The following is a 19,247-nucleotide window of genomic DNA, read 5'->3' on the forward strand; positions in this document are numbered from 1 at the left end:
TTTGACCACGGAATACTCCAGGGGCCGCCGTCGCGCTGCGGGCCCCGCTTCGGCGCCGCGTACGGCCGAAGTTTTTACCGCCGCCAGGCCGCGCGACTCGCAGCGCGAAGCGCGCCGCCGCCGTGGACCGTTCCGGCAAATTACGGAATTCGCCGCGGCCAGCGGCATCGGCCAAAAGGCCGGCATCGCCCTTGCCGCGACAGGACTGGTTCTCACCGTGACCGTCCCGGCCACCAGCCCGGTCATGGCCCAGCAGGAGCCGGGGCAGCAGGCGTCAGCTGTTTCCGCAGCTCCGCAGCCCGAAATCTCTGCCGCGGCCGGTGCCCAGATTGATTTCAGCCGCTCCTCGGTGGTCACGAAGGGCGATCCCGACGGCAAGCTGAAGCAGCTGCTGAGCGCCCAGTCCGCCGGATCCATCACCCGCGCAGCCTCAGCGGGAAGCCTGGGTGCGCCCCTGGCCCAGCTGAGCACGGCCTCACCGTTCGGCTTCCGCGTCAGCCCCATCACCGGCGGTTCCGGCGACTTCCACCGGGGCCAGGACTTCGTTGCCCAGTGCGGAACTGCTGTCCTGGCCGCCGCCAGCGGCACTGTGACTTTCGTGGGCTGGCACCAGTACGGCGGCGGCAACCGCGTCGTAGTGGATCACGGCAACGGCCTTGAAACCACGTACAACCACCTCTCGTCCGCCAGTGTCACCATGGGCCAGACGGTCAGCCGCGGCGACGTCGTGGCCCTCAGTGGCACCACCGGCGCCTCCACCGGCTGCCACCTCCACTTCGAGGTCCAGGTCAACGGCGAAGTCGTCGACCCCACCGGCTGGCTCTGACTCAAATGATGGCCAACTATCAGATTCAGGCGACATGCCGTGACCTGAATGTGACATTGATTGAGAACTCCTGTACCGTCTAAAGCGCGCCAGCTTTTCCGAAGCTGACGTTCTTGAGTGGATTGCCTAGCTCTGCCACCGCTCAAGGTCCGTTCGCATGAATTCGTCTGGCAGGGGCGGGGGAACCAATTTTGGCCTTTGATTCTGAAGGCCTTGGGGTTAAGTCGCAAAGCTTCCCAGGAAGCAGCGCGGCCGGGTGCACTCCCATCCGAATCCGACAGCTCACCTCGCAGGCATTGGGAGAGGCTACCTTCGTGTCTTCACGCCATAATTCTGCGCGTCACCGCGCGCAAACGGTTCGCACCAACCCCTTGGGCTCAGTGTCCAAGGCTGTCAGTGCCAATGCCGGGACCGTAGGTCGCCAGGCTGCTGTCATCGCAGCCGCGTCAGGTCTGATCCTGACCATGGGACTTCCGGCCAACGCTGCGGATTCATCCGCCGGCGTGTCCGCATCCACCGAGTCCGGATCAGCGCAGGCTGCACTGGCCGTCACCGCCGCTCCCACAGCCACTGTTTCCTTCGAGCGCCCGGTGGTCAAGACCACCGCGGCACCGAAGATTGAAAGAGTCCGTGCGCTGTCAACCGCCACCGAAACGGCTGCCGCTGCGCCGGGTGCTGAGGCAACGGAGAAGGCTGCGGGCAAGCTCGCTGGCGCCGTTTCCTCTGCGGCCGCATCCGGTCTGGCTGCCATTGCCTACACCGGCATCGGCCACCCCTACGTCTGGGGCGGCACCACTCCCAGTGGCTGGGACTGCTCCGGCTTCACTCAGTGGGTCTACGCCCAGGCCGGCATCAGCATTCCCCGGGTGAACGCCTGGACGGCTATGAAGCCCACCTCCACACCGGTCCCCGGTGACCTGGTGATGCAGAACGGCGGCGCTCACGTTGGCATCTACGTCGGCAACGGCATGATGATCAGCGCGCTGAACCCCTCACAGGGCACGCTGCTTCACTCAGCGGCCTCCACGGGCACCTCCTCCTTCTTCACCATGGGCGGATAACCAACCACCGCCCCCGGTTCCTGCCGGGCAGCAGTTCCTGCAGCTTCACGCTGCAGGAACTGTGCCCGCTGAGCCTGTTCGCTAAGTCCCCGTTCGGGACGTGCCGGCGTACCCCCAAGATGCCGGCGCGTCCAAAGCCCCTGGCCTGCCCACGCGGTCCTGAGGAAATCGAAAGAGAGAAAATTAATGACTACTCGTGCAACTGCTGCACGGCACCGCGCCGAGGTCACCACCAAGACCAACTCGCTGGCTGTCATTGCCAAGGCTGTCGGCGACAACGCCGGCGGCATGGGCCGTCAGGCAGCGGTTATCGCTGCTGCTTCCGGCCTGGTCCTGACCAGCGGTATCGCAGCCAACGCTGCTGACACCAACGTCCAGCATGAAGGGGTCTCGGCTTCCAACCTTGAGGTTGAAGTTTCCGCCCCCGCTGTCATTTCGGCTGAGTCGACCATCGCCATTTCCTACGAAAAGCCTGCAGTCACCACAACGCCGGCTCCCGTGGTTGAGGCACCTGAGCCGGAAGCCGAGGTGCAGGCAGCTCCGGTTGCGGCCCCGGCTGCCGCTCCGGCCCCGGCTCGCGCCGCTGCTGTGAAGGTGACCACCGCTGCAGCCCCGGCCGCCCCGGCGCCGGTTGCCGCCAGCGGCAAGGGTGCGGCGATCCTCTCCGCTGCCTACGCCCAGCTGGGTGTCATGCAGGACTGCACCATGCTGGTGACCAACTCGCTGGCAGCCGTGGGAATCAACTTCCACGACTGGCCCGCCGGCTACCTGGGCCTGGGCCGCACCGTGAGTGCCGCCGAAGCACAGCCGGGCGACCTCATCTACTACGCCGACGGCGGCGCGGGCGTTGCCCACATTGCTGTCTACGCCGGCAACGGCCAGGCAGTGCATGGCGGCTACAACGGCAACCAGACCGTTGTCTTCAGCGCCAACGTTGGCTCAGGACCGGTTTTCATCCGTGTTTCCTAGCAGCTGATTCAGCTTCACAGGACCCCTGCCACCTGGCGGGGGTCCTTTGCTGTTTTCGGGCCCCCGGACAGCGGTCCAGGGATGTGGCTGAGGGGCCGGGACCCGACACGGCAGTGTGCCTGCGGGCGACGATTAGTTGATCCAGGGTTTCTTTGTTTACTCTTGTGGTGTCGATCCATAGCCCGGATATGCCGGGGGCAGCCGGCCCTCGTGCCCCTGACGGGTGCGGCCACAAAGAGGTAAGTGCATGCGCACTCTCGTTCTGAATGCTGGATATGAACCGCTGGCGGTGATCACCTTCCGCCGGGCGCTGGTTCTTGTGCTCACGGGCAAGGCGAGTGTTGTTGCGGAAGGCGAAGACCCCGTGGTGGGGCCGCAGGAGATTCTGGGCCGCCCGTCCGTGATTCTCCTCAACCGCTACATCCGCCCGAGATACAACCACAGCACTGCCGTGAGCCGCCGCGGGGTACTGCGGCGGGACGGCCACCGGTGCGCCTATTGCGGCAAGGCAGCCCACACCATCGACCATGTCCAGCCCAAGTCACGTGGCGGTGCGGACTCCTGGGAAAACCTCGTGGCTGCGTGCCTCCGGTGCAACAACACCAAAGGAGACCACACCCCCTCGGAAATGGGGTGGAAGCTGAGGTTCGTCCCCGAGCCGCCGCACGGCACCATCTGGCAGATCAAGGAACTCGAAAAGCCCACGCCCGCCTGGGACCCCTTCCTGCTGCCCGAACGGGCTGCCTGAGCGCGGCTTCCGATGGGCTGCCGTGGAGTCAGCAGCACGGTTAGGCTGGAGCTGTGGATCCTGACCCCGTGGACTTTGATGCCGTCATCCTTGCCGGAGGCCGTTCTTCGCGGCTGGGAGGCGTGCCCAAGCAGAGTCTGACGTACGACGGCGACTCCCTCCTCCGCCGTTCGGCCGCCGCTGCCGGGGGCGCCCGGGCCGCCGTCGTGGTTGGTCCGGACACCGGGACAGTCCCTGCCGGCTTGCTCAGCTGCCGTGAGGAGCCGCCCTTCGGCGGTCCTGCGGCCGCCATCGGTGCCGGGCTCGCGGGGCTGGCCGCCGTGGGCGGCAAACGTCCCCCCTTCACTCTGGTCCTGGCATGCGACATGCCCAAGGTGGGGCTGGCGGTGGCCGCGCTCAAGGATGCGCTGGCCGCCACGGGACAGGCCCCACGGCCGGACGGGGTGGTTGCTGTCTCCGAGGACGGCCGGCGCCAGCCTCTGGTCGCGTTTTATAGCACGACTGCGCTACAACGTGCCGTGGCAGAGCGTAAAGCGGCCGGAGGCCTGACCAACGTCTCAGTCACCGCACTCCTTGCTAGTCTGGACGTGCAGCTTGTTGCTGTCCCGGCGGGCTCCACAGCTGACGTGGACACCTGGGACGATGCCGCCGCACTTGGAGTGGCCGGTGAGGAAGCCCTGGATGGTTCGCGGGGAACCGCGGCCGCAGATGATTTGGGAGGCAGGGCGTGAAAAGCCAGGACGAGACACTGGAAGAGTGGTGCCGGGCACTGCTCCAGGCCTACGAACTTGAGGACGTCCAGATTGACGTCAATGCGATTCTGTCGCTGGCCGGGGTGGCAGCGCACTCAGTGGTCCGCCCCGCCGCGCCGCTGACTACCTTTATCGCAGGTTTTGCAGCCGGCCTGGCGGCGGGATCGGGACAGGCGACGGACGCCGTGTCCATGGCCTCTGCCATGGACCTTGCCCGTTCGCTGGCTAAAGACTATGACGGCGAATCCGCAGGGACGCCCGTCGAATGATTCCTGCCGAATGACCGCCGCCCCCGGCGACGCACCCGAAAATCCGGACCCGCACCAGACCCCGGCAAAGCACCTGGACCATACGTGGGAGGAGGCACGGAAAGCAGCCTTCGACGCCGCGACGCCCATCCCGCCGGGCCGTGTTCCCCTCACGCAGGCTCTGGGCCGGGTCCTGGCCGAGGACATCACTGCCCTTCACGACATGCCGCACTACGCGTCGTCGGCCATGGACGGTTGGGCGGTCAACGGCAGCGGTCCCTGGATCGTAGCGGAGCCCGGCCAGCGGCTGGCACCCCATCAGGCCAGCCCCATCGTCACTGGCGGACTGATTCCGCCGGGAGCCAAAGCGGTCCTGCGGAGCGAGAGCGCCGTGCTGGGCACTGACGAGGACGGCCTGCCGCTCCTGCTGACAGGCGGAACCGCCCGCCCCGGGGAGCCGAGGAACGGCCAGCACATCCGCAGGGCAGGCGAAGAAGCGGCGGCGGGGGAGGTGCTGGTCAAAGCCGGTGCGGTGCTGAACCCGGCCCATCTGGCTGTCGCCGCCCTGGCCGGGCACGACGACCTCCTGGTCCAGGGCAAACCCGTGGTGAAGCTGCTTCTGACCGGGTCGGAGGTGGTGGCGCAGGGGCTGCCCGCTCCCGGCCAGGTGCGGGATACCTTCGGCCCGCAGCTCTCCGCCGTTGTAGGAATGCTTGGCGGCATCTACGGCGGGCAGGAACGGATCGGCGACTCCTACACTGACTGGCTGGCAGGTCTGGAGGACCGTGCACCGGAGGTGCCGGACCCCGCGTCGCCGGCTGCCGACGTCGTCCGTGACGATTTCGTGCCGGCCGATGTCGTCATCACCACCGGCGGTACGGGCCTCTCCGACGCGGACCATCTCCGCCGGGCGGTGGCGGAACTGGGCGGACGGCTGATCATCGACGGCATAGCCATGCGCCCCGGCCACCCCGCCGTCCTGGCAGAACTCCCGGACGGGCGGTTTGTCCTGGGGCTTCCCGGCAATCCCCTGGCGGCCATGATGGCATTGTCCACGGTGGGCGGACCGCTGCTGGCTGCGCTGGGCCACGGCTCACTGCCACCGGTCCAGGAGGTGCCCTGCGGAACCACCCTTGAGCCGGAACCCGGACGCACCAGGCTGATGCCCTTCCGGCTCCTCTACGGCATGGCCTCACCGGTCGGGCATACCGGTCCGGGGATGATGCGCGGCCTTGCTTCGGCCCACGGCGTCATGGTGGTGCCGCCGCACGGGGTCCAGCTCGGCGAACCGGTACCGGCATTCGCCCTGCCCTGGGGGCCGCCGGTGCCCGCCCCCGAACAGCCGGGCACCAAAACACGGGCCAGGGCTGCCAGGACTGCCGGGCAGGCGGCCGGTGAGGACACTTCGGCCGCCCAGAACGGTGCGACGGGCAAGAACGGTGCGACGGGCAGGAAACCCGCGAAGCCTGCCGGCCCGGTGGACTGGAGTGCCTTGCTGGATTGAGCTGCCCCGCCGGGCAGGCCCCGCCGCGCTGTGTCCCGGCCGGTGGTGCGATGATTGATTTATGAACACCCCCAGCCGGTACCCCCGGAACGTCAGCCCGATTCCCGCAGGCAGGATGGCCGTCAGCTGATGGGACGAGTGACCCAACGCCGCAAGGTGCACAAATACGTCCTTGACGGCTCGCCAAATGCCCTTGAATTCCCGGTCCGGCACCGCGAAGATGTGCTCGCCGTCGAAGAACCGCTCGAGATCAGGCTCGGCAGCCTGTCGTTTTCGGTGACCATGCGGACGCCCGGGGACGACTTCGACCTGGTGGCCGGATTCCTTGTATCCGAGGGGATCATCTGGAGTGCCGAGCAGCTTGTGTCCCTGCGTTTCTGTGCGGGGGAGGACGAGGACGGTGTCCAGACCTTCAACGTCGTGGAGGCCCAGCTTCGCCCCGATGTCCAGCTCCCGGAAAGGGGCCGGAACGTCTTCACGTCCAGTTCCTGCGGGATCTGCGGCACGGATTCGATCGATGCCGTGCGGAAGTCCTCCCATTTCAGCCCGGCCACGGATCCGTTGACAGTCCAGGCGGACGTCCTTGCTTCGCTTCCGGAGCGGCTCCGTGAGGCCCAGGCAGTTTTCGACGTAACGGGCGGCGTGCATGCGGCCGGCCTCTTCCGCGTGGACGACGACGGCGGTGTGCAGCTCCTGTGCCTCCGCGAGGACGTGGGCCGGCACAATGCGGTCGACAAGGTGGTGGGCTGGGCGCTGCGGGAACGGCTCCTTCCTCTTTCGGGGCTCGTCCTGCAGGTGTCGGGCCGGGCGTCCTTTGAGCTCGTCCAAAAAGCAGCCATGGCCGGGATCCCGGTCCTGGCAGCCGTGAGTGCGCCTTCCAGCCTGGCCGTTGAGCTGGCGGAAGCGAGCGGGATTACCCTGGCCGGGTTCAGCCGCGGGGTAAGCCTGAACATTTACGCGGGGCAGGGCCGGATTACGCTGCCGGACGTCCGGGTTCCCGCAGAGCTCCCGGGATAAATTCGGCGGGGAAGGACCCGGAGTAGCGGTTGACGCTTGGCTAATTGGCTACTTGCCAGTAGATTTTATCCATCGTTTGGACGGGTTTGTCCGGATTTGAGTACTCCAGTTCCAGCATTAAAGAGGGCTTACATTGCATGACAACCGCCGGATCACCGAGGTCCGCCTGGACCGGTTTGTCCGGGAGCGGATCAATCCCGCCGTATACACCCGCAGCGTTCCCCTGAAGCTGAGCAGCTGGGATGCGCCGGACGAGCCTGTCTCCGTGATGGAGGCCCTGCGCCACGACTTCCTGCCGCAGGAACACGGTGCCGCCTGGGGCAAGCCCTGGGGTACCAAATGGCTTCGCCTGCAGGGGGACGTGCCGGAGGGCTGGGGTACCGGCCCGGATACCGATGTGGAGATCGTTGCCGATATCGGATTCACCACAGAGGCGCCGGGTTTCCAGTGTGAAGGGATCGCCTGGCGCCCTGACGGCACCATTATCAAAGCCATTTCGCCGCGGAACCAGTACATCCCGCTGAAACTGCTGGGCAGCGGCATGGCCGTTGACTTCTATGTCGAGGCCGCGGCCAACCCGGATGTTGCCCAGGGCTGGACCTTCACCGCCACGCCGTACGGGGACAAGGCAACGGCGGGCACGGCACCTCAGTACAGGCTGGGCACCATCGCCATCGCCGAACTCAACCAGAACGTCTGGGAGCTCCAGCAGGACATCCGGACCATCGCCGGGCTGATGCATGAGCTCCCCACCGAGCTGCCCCGCCGGCACGAAATCCTTCGCGCGCTGGAGCGGATGATGGATCTGATGGATCCCGACGACGTCGCCGGTACTGCGGCCGCCGGACGCGCGGCCCTGGCGGAAGTCCTGTCCCGGCCCGCTTATGCGTCCGCCCACCGGCTGGTGGCTACGGGCCATGCGCATATCGACTCCGCTTGGCTCTGGCCCGTGCGCGAAACGATCCGCAAGTGCGCCAGGACATTCTCCAACGTGGTGGCCCTGATGGATGAGGACCCCGGTTTTGTGTTCTCCTGCTCGTCGGCCCAGCAGTTTGCGTGGATGAAGGAGTTCTACCCTGAGCTCTTCGGACGGATCCGCGAGAAGGTCAAAGCAGGCCAGTTTGTTCCTGTCGGCGGCATGTGGGTCGAATCAGACACCAACATGCCCGGCGGTGAAGCCATGGCCCGGCAGTTCATCGAGGGCAAGAACTTCTTCCTGGACGAGTTCGGCGTCGAATGCCGCGAGGCGTGGCTTCCGGACTCCTTCGGCTATTCGGCGGCCCTGCCCCAGATCGTCAAGTCAGCCGGCAGCCGCTGGTTCCTTACCCAGAAGATTTCCTGGAACCAGATCAACCGGATGCCGCACCACACCTTCAATTGGGAAGGCATTGACGGCACCCGGCTCTTCACCCACTTCCCGCCGGTGGACACCTACAACTCGGAGCTGAGCGCGCGCGACCTCGCCCACGCCGAGCGGAACTACCGCGACCACGGGCGGGGCACCACGTCCCTGGTGCCGTTCGGCTACGGCGACGGCGGCGGCGGGCCCACCCGTGAAATGCTGGCAGCAGCCCACCGGGCCGCAGACCTCGAAGGCTCACCCAAAGTCCGGGTGGGCTCCGCCGAAAGTTTCTTCACCGAGGCGGAAGAAGAGTACACCGCCCTCCCCGTGTGGGCCGGCGAGATGTACCTGGAGCTCCACCGTGGAACGTACACGAGCCAGGCCCAGACCAAACGCGGCAACCGGCGCAGCGAACACCTCCTCCGCGAGGCCGAACTCTGGTGCGCCACCGCGGCGGTCCGCAGCGCCGGTGCCTACGACTATCCGGCCGCTGAACTGAAGCGGCTCTGGCGGCTGGTACTCCTGCACCAGTTCCACGACATCCTGCCTGGCAGTTCCATTGCCTGGGTCCACCAGGACGCCGAGCGGAACTACACCGCCATCAGCGAAGGACTCGAAGCCCTGATCGGCCAGGCGGCAGCGGCCTTGGTGGGTCAAGGCTCAAAGACATTCCTGCTCAACGCAGCGCCCCATGCGCGGAACGGGGTTCCGGCCATCGGCGTGGCAGAGCCCCTGGTCGCCGGCGGACCGGTCCAGGCCACCGCTGCCGACGGCCGCTATGTGCTGGACAACGGGGTGATCAGGGCTGTGGTGGATTCTGATGGGCTGCTTGCCTCCCTCACCGACTACGCAACCGGCCGGGAAGCCATCGCTCCCGGTACCCGCGGCAACCTGCTCGAGCTGCACCGGGACACCCCGAACGAATGGGATGCATGGGACATCGATGAGTTCTACCGCCGCAACGTCACGGTCCTGACGGAGGCACAGGCTGTCACCCTTGAACGCCCGGGCACCAGCGCCGTTGTGGTGGTGGAACGCGTTGCCGGCTCGTCGCCGGTGACCCAGCGGATCACGCTGGAGGCCGGCAGCGACTCCCTGGGCATCGCCACAGCCATTGACTGGCAGGAGCACGAGAAACTGCTCAAGCTCGGCTTCCCGCTGGACGTCAAGGCGGACCGCTCGGCGTCGGAAACGCAGTTCGGCCACGTCTTCCGGCCAACCCACGTCAACACTTCATGGGAGGCTGCGAAGTTCGAGATCTGCGCGCACCGCTGGATCCACGTCGCCGAGCCGGGGTACGGCGTCGCCATTTCCAACACGTCCACCTACGGCCACGACGTCACCAGGAGCATCAGGGAGGCCGACGGCGGCACCACCACGAACGTGCGGCTCTCGCTCTTGCGGGCGCCTAAGTTCCCGGACCCGGCGGCGGACCGTGGCCACCATGAACTGACCGTGACGGTCCGGCCCGGTGCCGGGATCGCGGAAGCTGTGGAGGAGGGATACCGCACCAACCTCGTGCCGCGGATGGTGCAGGGCGCCCGCGATGTGGAGCCGCTGTTCACGTTGGACAACCCCGCCCTTGTCATCGAGGCCGTCAAGCTGGCCGAAGACGGTTCGGGCGATATTGTGGTGCGCCTCTACGAGTCCCTGGGGGAGCGGTCCGCCGGGGTGCTGACGGCGAACTTCCCGGCCAGGAAGGTCCAGGCGACGGATCTGCTTGAGCGTCCCACCGACGCTCCCGGCGTGAGGCCCGGCAGGGGAAAATCCGGCACGGGCCAGAGCGCGGAGCTTTCGCTGCGCCCGTTCCAGCTGGTGACGTTGAGGTTTCTGCGTTAGCTGCAGGGCATTCGTACCAGGGGCCTTAAACAGGCTGAGTGGGGGCGGTCCCCAAAGGCCGCCACCACTCATCCCCCCAATGTGCGTAAAAGACTGAATGTCCCGGCGTCCAAGAAGTTATCCCCGTTCGCAAACACCGGCACCGACCTTCACACATTCATGATTGTGCCATAAATAATGATTTTGTGAAACGCGATCGAAGTTACTTTTCAGTAGAAGTCTGCCGCCGGGCAACTTTCCCGCCGTAGCGGACCCTGGCGACCCAGATCAGCGCCAGGCCGACCACAAAGCAGAGCACCGCTGTGTAGTTGATCACGAACTGCGCATAGCCCAGTTCCGGCGGGATCAGCGGGAACAGCAGGGTCAGGCCGACGGCAACCGAACCGATAGCCAGGAGCAAAGCAGCCAACCGCACCAGCGGCGGAAGGGTGCTTCGGCATGCCCGGCACATGGTCGGCAGCAGGACCAGGGCGACATAGGCGGGGTAGGCCCGGCCTGCAGCGCCGTAGTACTCCGCGAGCACCGCGTTGCGGCCACTTTTGGCCGCCACTGCGCCCAGGCCAGCGGAGGACCCGGCCGTGTCCATCATCAGGAAGACAGCCACCACCGTGACCGAGACAAGCCCGAGGGCCGCCATCCCGATCGGCCCGGTAATAAGACGGTAGCCGTCCGGGGCGCCGAACCCCTTGGTGACCCGGATGCCCACAAAGAAGATGGCGGCGAAGATGACAAAGCGGAGAATGAGGTTCGCTGCGTTGACGCCGCCAAGGACGCGGTCGATGGCAACGTAGGGTGCCTCGATGCTGAGGAGGATGGCCAGGGCCATCAGTGCGAAGAGGTAGAACAGGGACCGGTTTTCCCCTCGAAGTGCATTGGGGATGCGGGCTGCTGCCACGACAACGCAGATGGCCAGCGTGGACCACTGCAGGATTTCGATCATCCCAGGTTCTCCCAGATCTTTTCGGCTTGTTCGTGGTCATGTTCCTGCCGGCGGAGCGCCCGGCCGAGGGCCTGCAGCCGTTCACCGGCCAGGATGGTCAGCTCTCCGTCGGAGAGGCTGGCCAGGGCGCCCTGGCGGGCTCCCTGTGCCCAGCCTGCTTCCGCCTCCGTCACCAGGCCGGTGGCCACCAGGCCATTGGCCGGTCCGACGCCGGCGGCCACGGAGGTGGCAATGGCCAGTTCGGGGGCAAGCCGGTTTGCGGTCAGCTGGGCCGAATAGTTCTGCGGGGCAATTCCGGTGGCCTCCGAAACCCGGTGCCGCAGCTCGCCGTCGTCGATTGCCTCCACCCAGTTCTTCACTGAAGTGGCATGCGGGGGCGGCTCCAGTCCAGGCGCGTCCGCTACGGGTGACCCCGCCGGTGCTGCCCCGGCCGGGGTCGTGCCCGCCGGCACGCCGACTGAGCGTGCCAGTATGGCCCGCAGGAGGTCCGCTGTGGCGATCTGGCTGACCAGTTCGGACCTGGTGGGCTGGGGGGCCGGCTCCGCCAGGGAATTGTAGCTGTCAAAGGCTGCCAGCGCAGAGAGCGGATTGATGTTGTAGGCGCGGCTGATGCTCACCACGGTCGTCTCTGCCACTTTGCCGCGGACCAGCTGTTGCGCCAGAGTGGTCCGCTTGATACCGGACAGCCGGCAAATGTCTGACGTGCTCGTGTCCGGGGCGATGCCTTGCAGCCAGCGTTGGAACGCTTTGGCATGAATGGGCATTAAGGGCTCTCTGCAGAACGGATGATTGCAATGATTTTAGCCTGACGCTGATGCGCAATTTGGTCCGGCTTGCGGAGTCGACTATGCTTGATGGTCGAGCCCGTTGGTCCGTACACCCCCCAAGTCCGGACCGGCGGGCTCTTTAGTGCCCCGGCACTTTGCGGAGCGCCGAGCTGCGGATTTCCCTGCACTTTCCGGCGGATTCACGCGGCTCCTCCGGCCCGGCCGCAGTGAGAGGAAAGACCCACACATGACTGCAACCCTTGTTGCCAAAGACCTTTCCGGTGGCCACGACCACCGCACACTCTTCTCAAAGCTGTCCCTGACAGTGGCGCCCGGTGACGTAGTGGGCGTGGTGGGCGCCAACGGAGCAGGCAAGTCCACCCTCCTGCGGTTGCTTGCGGGGGTGGACGAGCCCCAGGACGGCACCGTGAACCTGGCCCCCGCCGACGCTTTTGTGGGGTGGCTGCCCCAGGAACACGAACGCGTGGCAGGGGAGACCGTCGCCGCGTACATCGCACGCCGGACCGGATGCGCGCAGGCGACAGCCGAGATGGAGTCCACCGCCGAGGCCCTGGGCTCGGGAGCTCCCGGCGCCGATGATGCCTACTCCCTGGCCTTTGACCGCTGGATGGCTTCCGGGGCGGCCGACCTCGACGAACGCATTCCCGCCGTCCTTGCCGATCTGGGACTCGAGACCGGCGCCGATGCCCCCATGACGGGACTTTCCGGCGGGCAGGCCGCCCGTGTGGCCCTGGCTGCGCTGCTGCTCAGCCGCTTCGATATTGTCCTGCTGGATGAGCCCACCAACGATCTGGACCTCGCCGGCCTGGCCAAGCTGGAGGCTTTTGTCCAGGGCCTGCGCGGCGGTGTTGTACTGGTCTCCCACGACCGCGAGTTCCTGGCCCGCTGCGTCACCACCATCGTCGAACTGGACCTCGCCCAGAACTCCGTGGCTGTCTACGACGGCGGCTACGAGGCGTTCCTGGAGGAGCGCGCCGTCGCCCGGCGCCACGCACGGGAAAAGTTCGAGGAGTTCGCCTCCACCAAGGCGGACCTCGTCTCCCGGGCACGCACCCAGCGCGAATGGAGCTCCCAGGGCGTGCGGAATGCGATGAAGAAGAGCCCGGACAATGACAAGATCCGCCGGGCCGCCAGCACCGAGTCCTCGGAGAAGCAGGCGCAGAAGGTCCGGCAGATGGAATCCCGGATCGCCCGGCTGGATGTTGTGGAGGAACCGCGGAAGGAATGGCAGCTGCAATTCACCATCGGCCAGGCCCCGCGGTCCAGCGCCGTGGTGGCAACCCTGCGTGACGCCGTCGTGAAGCAGGGAAGCTTCACGCTTGGCCCGGTCAATCTCCAGCTCAACGCTGGCGAGCGGATCGGCATCACGGGGCCCAACGGCGCCGGTAAATCGACGTTGCTGCGCCTGCTGCTGGGTGTCCAGGAGCCCGACTCCGGAAATGCCGCCATGGGCGCCTCCGTGGCCATCGGGGAAATCGACCAGGCCCGCGGGCTGCTGGCCGGGCACCTGAGCCTCGGTGACGCCGTCGAAGCCGTCCTTACTGACCTGACGGCGGCTGAGGTCCGCACCCTGCTGGCCAAGTTCGGCCTGAAGGCCGACCATACGTCCCGTTCCGTCGATTCCCTGTCGCCGGGCGAGCGCACCCGGGCGGCTTTGGCTCTGCTGCAGGCACGCGGGGTCAACCTGCTGGTCCTGGATGAGCCCACCAACCACCTTGACCTGCCCGCCATTGAGCAGCTGGAAGAGGCTTTGGGAAGTTATGACGGCGCGTTGCTGTTAGTAACCCATGACCGGAGGCTGCTGGAAAATGTCCAGCTGGACGTCCGGTGGAATGTTGACAACGGAATGGTGACTGAATTGATGACCGGCGCAACGGAGCAACTGCGATGAGCATGGATCGCGTAGCGTGGAGCTCCCTCTACAACATCACCCGGGCCTCGAGCGGTTCCAAGCCGTTCTCCAAGGAGACCCTGAAGCGTGTCTTCGGTTTCGCGAGGCCGCACCGCGGCAGATTGATTGCCTTTGTGCTGCTGTCCATTGTGATGGCGGTCCTGGCGGTCGCGACGCCGGTGCTCGCCGGGCAGGTGGTGGACGCGATCATCGCCCGAGCTGAGGCCGGAACCGTGATCTGGCTCGCGGTGCTGATCGCACTGGTGGCCGTGGCCGAAGCCGGGATCGGCCTGGTAACCAGATGGCTGTCGTCAACGATCGGCGAAGGCGTGATCGTGGACCTGCGCACGAAAGTCTTCGACCACGTCCAGAAAATGCCGATCGCCTTCTTCACGCGCACCCGTACCGGGGCGCTGGTCAGCCGGCTCAACAATGACGTTATCGGTGCGCAGTCCGCCTTCGCCGGCACCCTTTCCGGGGTGGTCAGCAACGTTGTGGCGCTTGCCCTGACGCTCGTGGTGATGCTGAACAAGTCCTGGCTGGTCACCGTCCTGGCCATGATCCTGCTGCCCATCTTCCTGATCCCGGCGCGTCGGATGGGCTCCAGGCTGGCGGATTTGCGGCGGGAGGCCGCGGAACACAACGCCGCCATGGGCACCCAGATGACGGAGCGCTTCTCAGCGCCCGGCGCCACCCTGGTGAAGCTCTTCGGCCGGCCGGACGAGGAGTCCCGCGAGTTTGCGGTCCGCGCCGGCCGGGTGCGTGACATCGGCGTCCGTACGGCCATGCTGCAGTTCACCTTCGTCACCGCGCTCACGCTGGTCTCCGCGCTTGCCCTCGCGCTGGTGTACGGACTTGGCGGCTGGCTCGCCCTTGGCGGTCAGCTGGCCGCCGGCGACGTGGTGGTCCTGGCCCTGCTCCTCACCCGGCTCTACGCGCCGCTCACGGCGCTCTCCAACGCCCGGGTGGAAATCATGAGCGCCCTGGTCAGCTTCGAGCGTGTCTTTGAAATCCTGGACCTCAAGCCGCTGATCAAGCAGAAGCCGGATGCTGTCGAATCGCCGGGCGGCCCGCTGTCCGTGGAGTTCGACAACGTCCGCTTCTCCTACCCCTCTGCCGACAAGGTCTCGCTGGCATCCCTCGAAGATGTCTCCACGCTGGACACCCGGGGCGGCGAGGAAGTGCTGCACGGGATCAGCTTCCGGGTGGAACCTGGACAGACAGTGGCCCTGGTGGGCTCCTCCGGTGCCGGCAAGTCCACCATCGCCCAGCTGCTCTCGCGGCTATACGACGTCGACTCCGGCGCCGTGCGCTTCGGCGGCGTGGACGGCGGCGTGGGCGTGGATGTCCGTGACCTCACTTTCGATTCGATGCGCGCCACTCTCGGCATGGTCACCCAGGACGGCCATCTGTTCCACGAGTCCATCGCCTCCAACCTCCGGCTCGCCCGGCCGGACGCCACCGAGGAAGACATGTGGGACGCCATCAGGCAGGCCCGCCTGGAAACCATGATCCGGTCCCTGCCGGACGGCCTGGACACCGTGGTGGGGGAGCGCGGCTACCGGCTCTCCGGCGGCGAACGCCAGCGGCTCACCATCGCCCGGCTGCTGATCTCCCAGCCCCGCGTCGTGATCCTGGACGAGGCGACGGCCGCGCTCGATTCCACGAACGAAGCAGCCGTCCAGGCAGCCCTGGGCGCAGCGCTCGAGGGGCGCACCGCCGTCGTGATTGCCCACCGGCTGTCCACCATCCGGGCCGCCGACATGATCCTGGTGGTGGAGGACGGGCAGATCGTGGAGCGCGGCTCGCACACCGAGCTGCTCGCAGCCGACGGCCGCTACGCCGAGCTGTACCGCACCCAGTTCGCTGAGGCCACGGCGGTGGCGGTGGAAGCCGTTCCGGAGTACTGACCCCTGATCGAGTGGCGGGATCCCGGCGCTAAAGACCCTTCTTAGCGCCGGGATCCCGCCTTTGGATGGCGGGTGACGCGAGTTCCGGCAGGATGTGGTCCGTCAGGAGCGGTGCGAGGTCACCGGGGAGCACAGCGCCGCCATCGAGTGCAGCCAGGTCCAGCCAACGGATTTCGTCGATTTCGGCTGACGGGTGCGCGGTCCAGGTCCCCGGCGCCCTGAAGACGGTGGCCTCGATGTCCGTGGCGGCCTCGTTGGCGGCGTCGGCGATCCAGACGCCCATCAGCTCAAGCTCTCCGGGCTGCACCACGATCCCCACTTCTTCCCTGAGCTCCCGGGCTGCTGCCTGCACAGCGGATTCGCCTGCCTCGGGCTTGCCGCCGGGGTGCATAAACATCACGGTGCCGCGCTTGCGGACGGTCAGGAGCCGGCCGGCGGCGTCGAACACACAGACGGCGGAGACAACAATGCGGGCTTTCACGGTTCCGAGCCTAGCTGCCCGGCCGGCTTCCTCTGCAGCCGTGAGGTGAGCAGCAGGTCCTTGTGCGGACCGGTGACATCCCACGTGTACCCGAACATGTCCGGCCCCTCGAAGGTGTAGCTCACACGGTAGGTATCGGGATCGCACCAGTGGTTGTCCTGGCTGGCAACAGGGGAGAAGCTCATCCGGTGGAACGGCCGGCCGTCGGCAAAGAACACGTCAAGGGCATCGGGTTGGCCGCCGGGTTTGAGGGTGTAATCGCGTGAGGCGGGACCGGTGAAGGTGGGCCAGCGCATGGTGCCTTCCTCGTGGAAGGCCAGGCCGCCGTCGTCCGTGGGGGAGAAACGCACGACGCCGGAAAAGGTGCCGCAGGTGCCTGTTGCGCGGTCAAGCAGCTGACGCTCAACAGACCAGGTTCCGGGCTGCCCGGGACCTGTGCCTGCCCCCAGCAGGTACGCGCGGAGGTCAAACTCCTGGACGGACAAGTTCAAGTGCCCTCGATTGGAATCGAACCAACGACACCGGCTTTAGGAGAGCCGTGCTCTATCCACTGAGCTACGAGGGCATGTTTCCCGACGATCCGGCAGGGCCGGTCCGTCCGGACACGGATACCAGCATACAAGGTGCGCGCCCGTACTACGCTCTTGGCATGAGATCAGCCCCGTCCGCTGCTTCCGCGGTGGCCTATATCCCCGACACAACATCCACCCGGCAGTACATCGGCGCGTGGTCCGTCCTGAGCGTTCTGCAGTATTTCGCGGCCGAGGCGGCAGTGATAGGCGCGTGGGCCGGCCCGCGTCCCTATGACCTCCGCACCGGCTACATCAGTGACCTGGGCGCCATCCACTGCGGGATCTACGATGGCCGGGAGGTGTGCTCGCCCTTGAACTGGCTGATGAATGCCTCTTTTGTGGTCCAGGGGCTCGGAATGTTCCTGGGGGCGCTGCTGCTCAGCACCGCGCTGCTCCGCGTGGCCGCCCGGCCGGGCGCCGCTGTCCAGCCTCGCCGCAGGAGGCCATGGGTGGCCGCCGCAGCGGTGCGAATCCTCACCGGAACCGCGGGGGCGGGCACAGTGCTGGTGGGCCTGGTGCCCGAGGACGTGGGCTCGGTCTGGCATTTCGTGGGAGCCGTGATGTACTTCATCGCCGGCGCGCTGGCCCTCCTGGTCTTGGGCCTGCTGTGGCTGCACAAAACCCCCATGGCGTGGTTCATCCTTGCCTGCGGCCTGGTGTCGGCTGCGGCCCTTGTCACCGCCGGGCTGACGCGGCTGGACGTTCCGGAACCGGGCACGCTGGAGCGGCTGATGGGTTATCCGGTAACGGTGGGCATGGCCACCGCAGGGCTGGTGATCGCCCAGCGGGTGCACCGGCACCGCAAGGAGCTGCGGGCTATGGCGTGCGTTCCGGGGCGGGGGACCGGCGCTTCCGGCTTGCCAGGAACACTGCCGCCGCGCCAGCCAGCAGGCTGAGGACCAGCAGGGCCCAGCCGGCAACGGTGAGGCCGGAAGCCAGGGCCACCTGGCCGGCGTCGGGCGTTTCCGATCCAAACAGGGCATCGACGGCGACGTTGCCCCACAGCCGGGCGACCACAAACAGCAGGGGGAGGGCCCAGAGCGCCCAGCGGATGGATGTCCTGGCCACGTTGGTCCCGATCAGCAGGAGCCATGTGAAACCGAAGATGAGCGGGAACAGGGTGCCCGCCGTTTTGTGGACGTAGTTGAGCTGTCCGCGGGCGTCGCCGTCCATGGCATCGCGCAACTGGCCCACGTAGTCCGGGTCAAAGCCACCCACCAGCGAATCCGGCATGGCAAGTCCGCCGGAGAGCTGGGTCAGCTGGTTCAGCGTCAGCAGGTGGAGGTACCAGAACAGGAACAGGCTCACCACCACGCCGGCGATCAGGATGAGGCTGCTGTTGCTCTGGGCCTTCTGAGGCGACCGTGCCGTGGTGGGGTTGATGACAGACGGAAGGTTGTGCTCCGGAACAACAGCCTTCGAGCCGTGCTTCCTGATCCGCTGCGCTGGGGTCTTTGCCATGGCACCATTATCCCGCCCCATAAACTGGGTCAATGACCACTGGCCGGCACAGCGCCCTTGAACTTGATCCCACCCTGGACGACTACCAACTGGCGGCCGCGCTGGTCCGGGAAGCCGGCCAGCTCGCGCTCCTGATGCGCATGGCCGGGCTGCAGTCGCAGCAAAAGACGTCGGTCTCGGACGTGGTGACGGCCGCAGACCACGCTGCTGAAGCCTACGTCCTCGAGCAACTGAGGCGCTGCCGCCCTGAAGACGGGATCCTCGGCGAGGAGGGCGCCTCGGTGGCCGGCACCAGCGGCCGCACCTGGGTCATCGATCCGGTGGACGGCACCTACAATTTCCTGCACGGGTCCACCTACTGGTGCTCCGCGCTTGCGCTCAAGGACACATCGGACGTGCTGCTGGGAGCGATCTTCCAGCCGGAAGAGGACAAACTCTGGCTCGGCGGCACTGCTCAACCCGCCACCCTGAACGGCGGGACGGTCACCGCTTTCCAGAACGACGGCGGCGCGCGCAACTCAACCCCCCTGGCCGAATTCGGCGCCGCCACCTACATCCACCCCACCTGGCTGTTGGATCCGCTGTGTGCCATGCCCTGGCATTCGGCGGCCACCTCGGCGGCCGCCCTGCGGATGTTCGGCTCCGGATCCTGCGATCTGGGCCGGGTGGCGGACGGGCAGCTGGGCTGCTGGTTCCAGCACAGCTGCCCGGAATGGGACTGGCTGCCCGGCAAAGCGATTGTCCGTGCCGCCGGCGGCGCCACGGATACAGTCCGCATCAACGGCCTGGACTGGTTCATGGCAGGCGGCACGACGGCGGTCCGGGAGTTGCGAACGGCCCTTGAGGCGGGCTCGGTTACCTGAGCCCGGTGCCTGAGCCCCAGTGGTTTCTGGGTCAC

General features: G+C 66.7%; 18 protein-coding genes, 1 tRNA gene and 1 riboswitch. Of the genes, 13 read left to right on the forward strand and 6 right to left on the reverse strand.

All coding sequences use genetic code 11. The features are described from left to right. Nucleotide 1: 1 nt before the first annotated feature. The 9 genes from ABIA70_RS05900 (at nucleotide 2) to ABIA70_RS05940 (ending at nucleotide 10,306) form a co-directional block, all read left to right on the forward strand. Entirely contained in the window at nucleotides 2-826 is an 825-nt protein-coding gene (locus tag ABIA70_RS05900; protein WP_354146667.1) for a M23 family metallopeptidase, read from the forward strand. A gap of 144 nt (nucleotides 827-970) precedes the next feature. Further along, nucleotides 971-1,136, forward strand: a riboswitch (cyclic di-AMP (ydaO/yuaA leader). 70 nt (nucleotides 1,137-1,206) lie between these two features. Beyond that, nucleotides 1,207-1,887, forward strand: a complete 681-nt coding sequence (locus ABIA70_RS05905; RefSeq protein ID WP_354147317.1) for a C40 family peptidase — start codon at nucleotides 1,207-1,209, stop codon at nucleotides 1,885-1,887. 186 nt (nucleotides 1,888-2,073) lie between these two features. After that, nucleotides 2,074-2,856: an NlpC/P60 family protein gene (locus ABIA70_RS05910; RefSeq protein ID WP_354146668.1), complete on the forward strand. Its 783-nt coding sequence runs from the start codon at nucleotides 2,074-2,076 to the stop codon at nucleotides 2,854-2,856. Between the two features lie 247 nt (nucleotides 2,857-3,103). Further along, nucleotides 3,104-3,604: an HNH endonuclease gene (locus tag ABIA70_RS05915; protein ID WP_354146669.1), complete on the forward strand. Its 501-nt coding sequence runs from the start codon at nucleotides 3,104-3,106 to the stop codon at nucleotides 3,602-3,604. 53 nt (nucleotides 3,605-3,657) lie between these two features. After that, a complete protein-coding gene (mobA, locus tag ABIA70_RS05920; protein WP_354146670.1) occupies nucleotides 3,658-4,335 on the forward strand; it encodes a molybdenum cofactor guanylyltransferase in 678 nt (225 codons plus the stop codon). Next, nucleotides 4,332-4,625, forward strand: a complete 294-nt coding sequence (locus ABIA70_RS05925) for a DUF6457 domain-containing protein (protein ID WP_354146671.1) — start codon at nucleotides 4,332-4,334, stop codon at nucleotides 4,623-4,625. Before mobA ends, ABIA70_RS05925 begins: the two co-directional genes overlap by 4 nt. 10 nt (nucleotides 4,626-4,635) lie before the next feature. Next, nucleotides 4,636-6,108 carry a molybdopterin molybdotransferase MoeA gene (locus tag ABIA70_RS05930; RefSeq protein WP_354146672.1) on the forward strand — a complete coding sequence of 491 codons (1,473 nt, stop codon included), beginning with the start codon at nucleotides 4,636-4,638 and terminating at the stop codon, nucleotides 6,106-6,108. A 129-nt stretch (nucleotides 6,109-6,237) separates the two neighbouring features. After that, complete coding sequence (gene fdhD, locus ABIA70_RS05935; protein ID WP_354146673.1) at nucleotides 6,238-7,125, forward strand: formate dehydrogenase accessory sulfurtransferase FdhD; 888 nt, start codon at nucleotides 6,238-6,240, stop codon at nucleotides 7,123-7,125. Nucleotides 7,126-7,258: 133 nt separating this feature from the next. Then, nucleotides 7,259-10,306, forward strand: coding sequence for an alpha-mannosidase (locus ABIA70_RS05940; RefSeq protein ID WP_354146674.1), 3,048 nt, complete (start codon nucleotides 7,259-7,261; stop codon nucleotides 10,304-10,306). 202 nt (nucleotides 10,307-10,508) lie between these two features. On the opposite strand, the gene ABIA70_RS05945 is transcribed toward ABIA70_RS05940, so the two are convergent. Together ABIA70_RS05945 and ABIA70_RS05950 are read right to left on the reverse strand one after the other, a co-directional pair. Beyond that, entirely contained in the window at nucleotides 10,509-11,246 is a 738-nt protein-coding gene (locus ABIA70_RS05945; protein WP_354146675.1) for a hypothetical protein, read from the reverse strand. After that, nucleotides 11,243-12,010: a CsbD family protein gene (locus ABIA70_RS05950; RefSeq protein ID WP_354146676.1), complete on the reverse strand. Its 768-nt coding sequence runs from the start codon at nucleotides 12,008-12,010 to the stop codon at nucleotides 11,243-11,245. Before ABIA70_RS05950 ends, ABIA70_RS05945 begins: the two co-directional genes overlap by 4 nt. A gap of 250 nt (nucleotides 12,011-12,260) precedes the next feature. Between ABIA70_RS05950 and ABIA70_RS05955 the strand changes: the two genes are divergently transcribed. Together ABIA70_RS05955 and ABIA70_RS05960 are read left to right on the forward strand one after the other, a co-directional pair. Next, on the forward strand, nucleotides 12,261-13,925 hold the full coding sequence (locus ABIA70_RS05955) for an ABC-F family ATP-binding cassette domain-containing protein (RefSeq protein ID WP_354146677.1): 1,665 nt from the start codon (nucleotides 12,261-12,263) through the stop codon (nucleotides 13,923-13,925). Then, complete coding sequence (locus ABIA70_RS05960) at nucleotides 13,922-15,835, forward strand: ABC transporter ATP-binding protein (RefSeq protein ID WP_354146678.1); 1,914 nt, start codon at nucleotides 13,922-13,924, stop codon at nucleotides 15,833-15,835. The genes ABIA70_RS05955 and ABIA70_RS05960 overlap by 4 nt, the downstream gene beginning before the upstream one ends. 28 nt (nucleotides 15,836-15,863) lie before the next feature. On the opposite strand, the gene ABIA70_RS05965 is transcribed toward ABIA70_RS05960, so the two are convergent. From ABIA70_RS05965 to ABIA70_RS05975, 3 genes are all read right to left on the reverse strand, one after another. Continuing rightward, nucleotides 15,864-16,316, reverse strand: a complete 453-nt coding sequence (locus tag ABIA70_RS05965) for an NUDIX hydrolase (RefSeq protein WP_354146679.1) — start codon at nucleotides 16,314-16,316, stop codon at nucleotides 15,864-15,866. Further along, nucleotides 16,313-16,807 carry a DUF6314 family protein gene (locus tag ABIA70_RS05970; protein ID WP_354146680.1) on the reverse strand — a complete coding sequence of 165 codons (495 nt, stop codon included), beginning with the start codon at nucleotides 16,805-16,807 and terminating at the stop codon, nucleotides 16,313-16,315. Before ABIA70_RS05970 ends, ABIA70_RS05965 begins: the two co-directional genes overlap by 4 nt. A gap of 1 nt (nucleotide 16,808) precedes the next feature. Then, nucleotides 16,809-16,881, reverse strand: a tRNA-Arg gene (locus ABIA70_RS05975). Nucleotides 16,882-16,965: 84 nt separating this feature from the next. Here ABIA70_RS05975 and ABIA70_RS05980 point away from each other — a divergent pair. After that, on the forward strand, nucleotides 16,966-17,784 hold the full coding sequence (locus tag ABIA70_RS05980; RefSeq protein ID WP_354146681.1) for a DUF998 domain-containing protein: 819 nt from the start codon (nucleotides 16,966-16,968) through the stop codon (nucleotides 17,782-17,784). Here ABIA70_RS05980 and ABIA70_RS05985 read toward each other — a convergent pair. Then, nucleotides 17,705-18,349, reverse strand: coding sequence for a hypothetical protein (locus tag ABIA70_RS05985; protein ID WP_354146682.1), 645 nt, complete (start codon nucleotides 18,347-18,349; stop codon nucleotides 17,705-17,707). The two genes, ABIA70_RS05980 and ABIA70_RS05985, sit on opposite strands and share 80 nt — an antisense overlap. 32 nt (nucleotides 18,350-18,381) lie before the next feature. Between ABIA70_RS05985 and ABIA70_RS05990 the strand changes: the two genes are divergently transcribed. Next, nucleotides 18,382-19,212 (forward strand): inositol monophosphatase family protein, encoded by an 831-nt coding sequence (locus ABIA70_RS05990; RefSeq protein WP_354146683.1) that lies wholly within the window; start codon nucleotides 18,382-18,384, stop codon nucleotides 19,210-19,212. Nucleotides 19,213-19,247: the final 35 nt, after the last annotated feature.

Source organism: Arthrobacter sp. 754 (genome assembly GCF_040548695.1).
Lineage (GTDB): Bacteria > Actinomycetota > Actinomycetes > Actinomycetales > Micrococcaceae > Arthrobacter.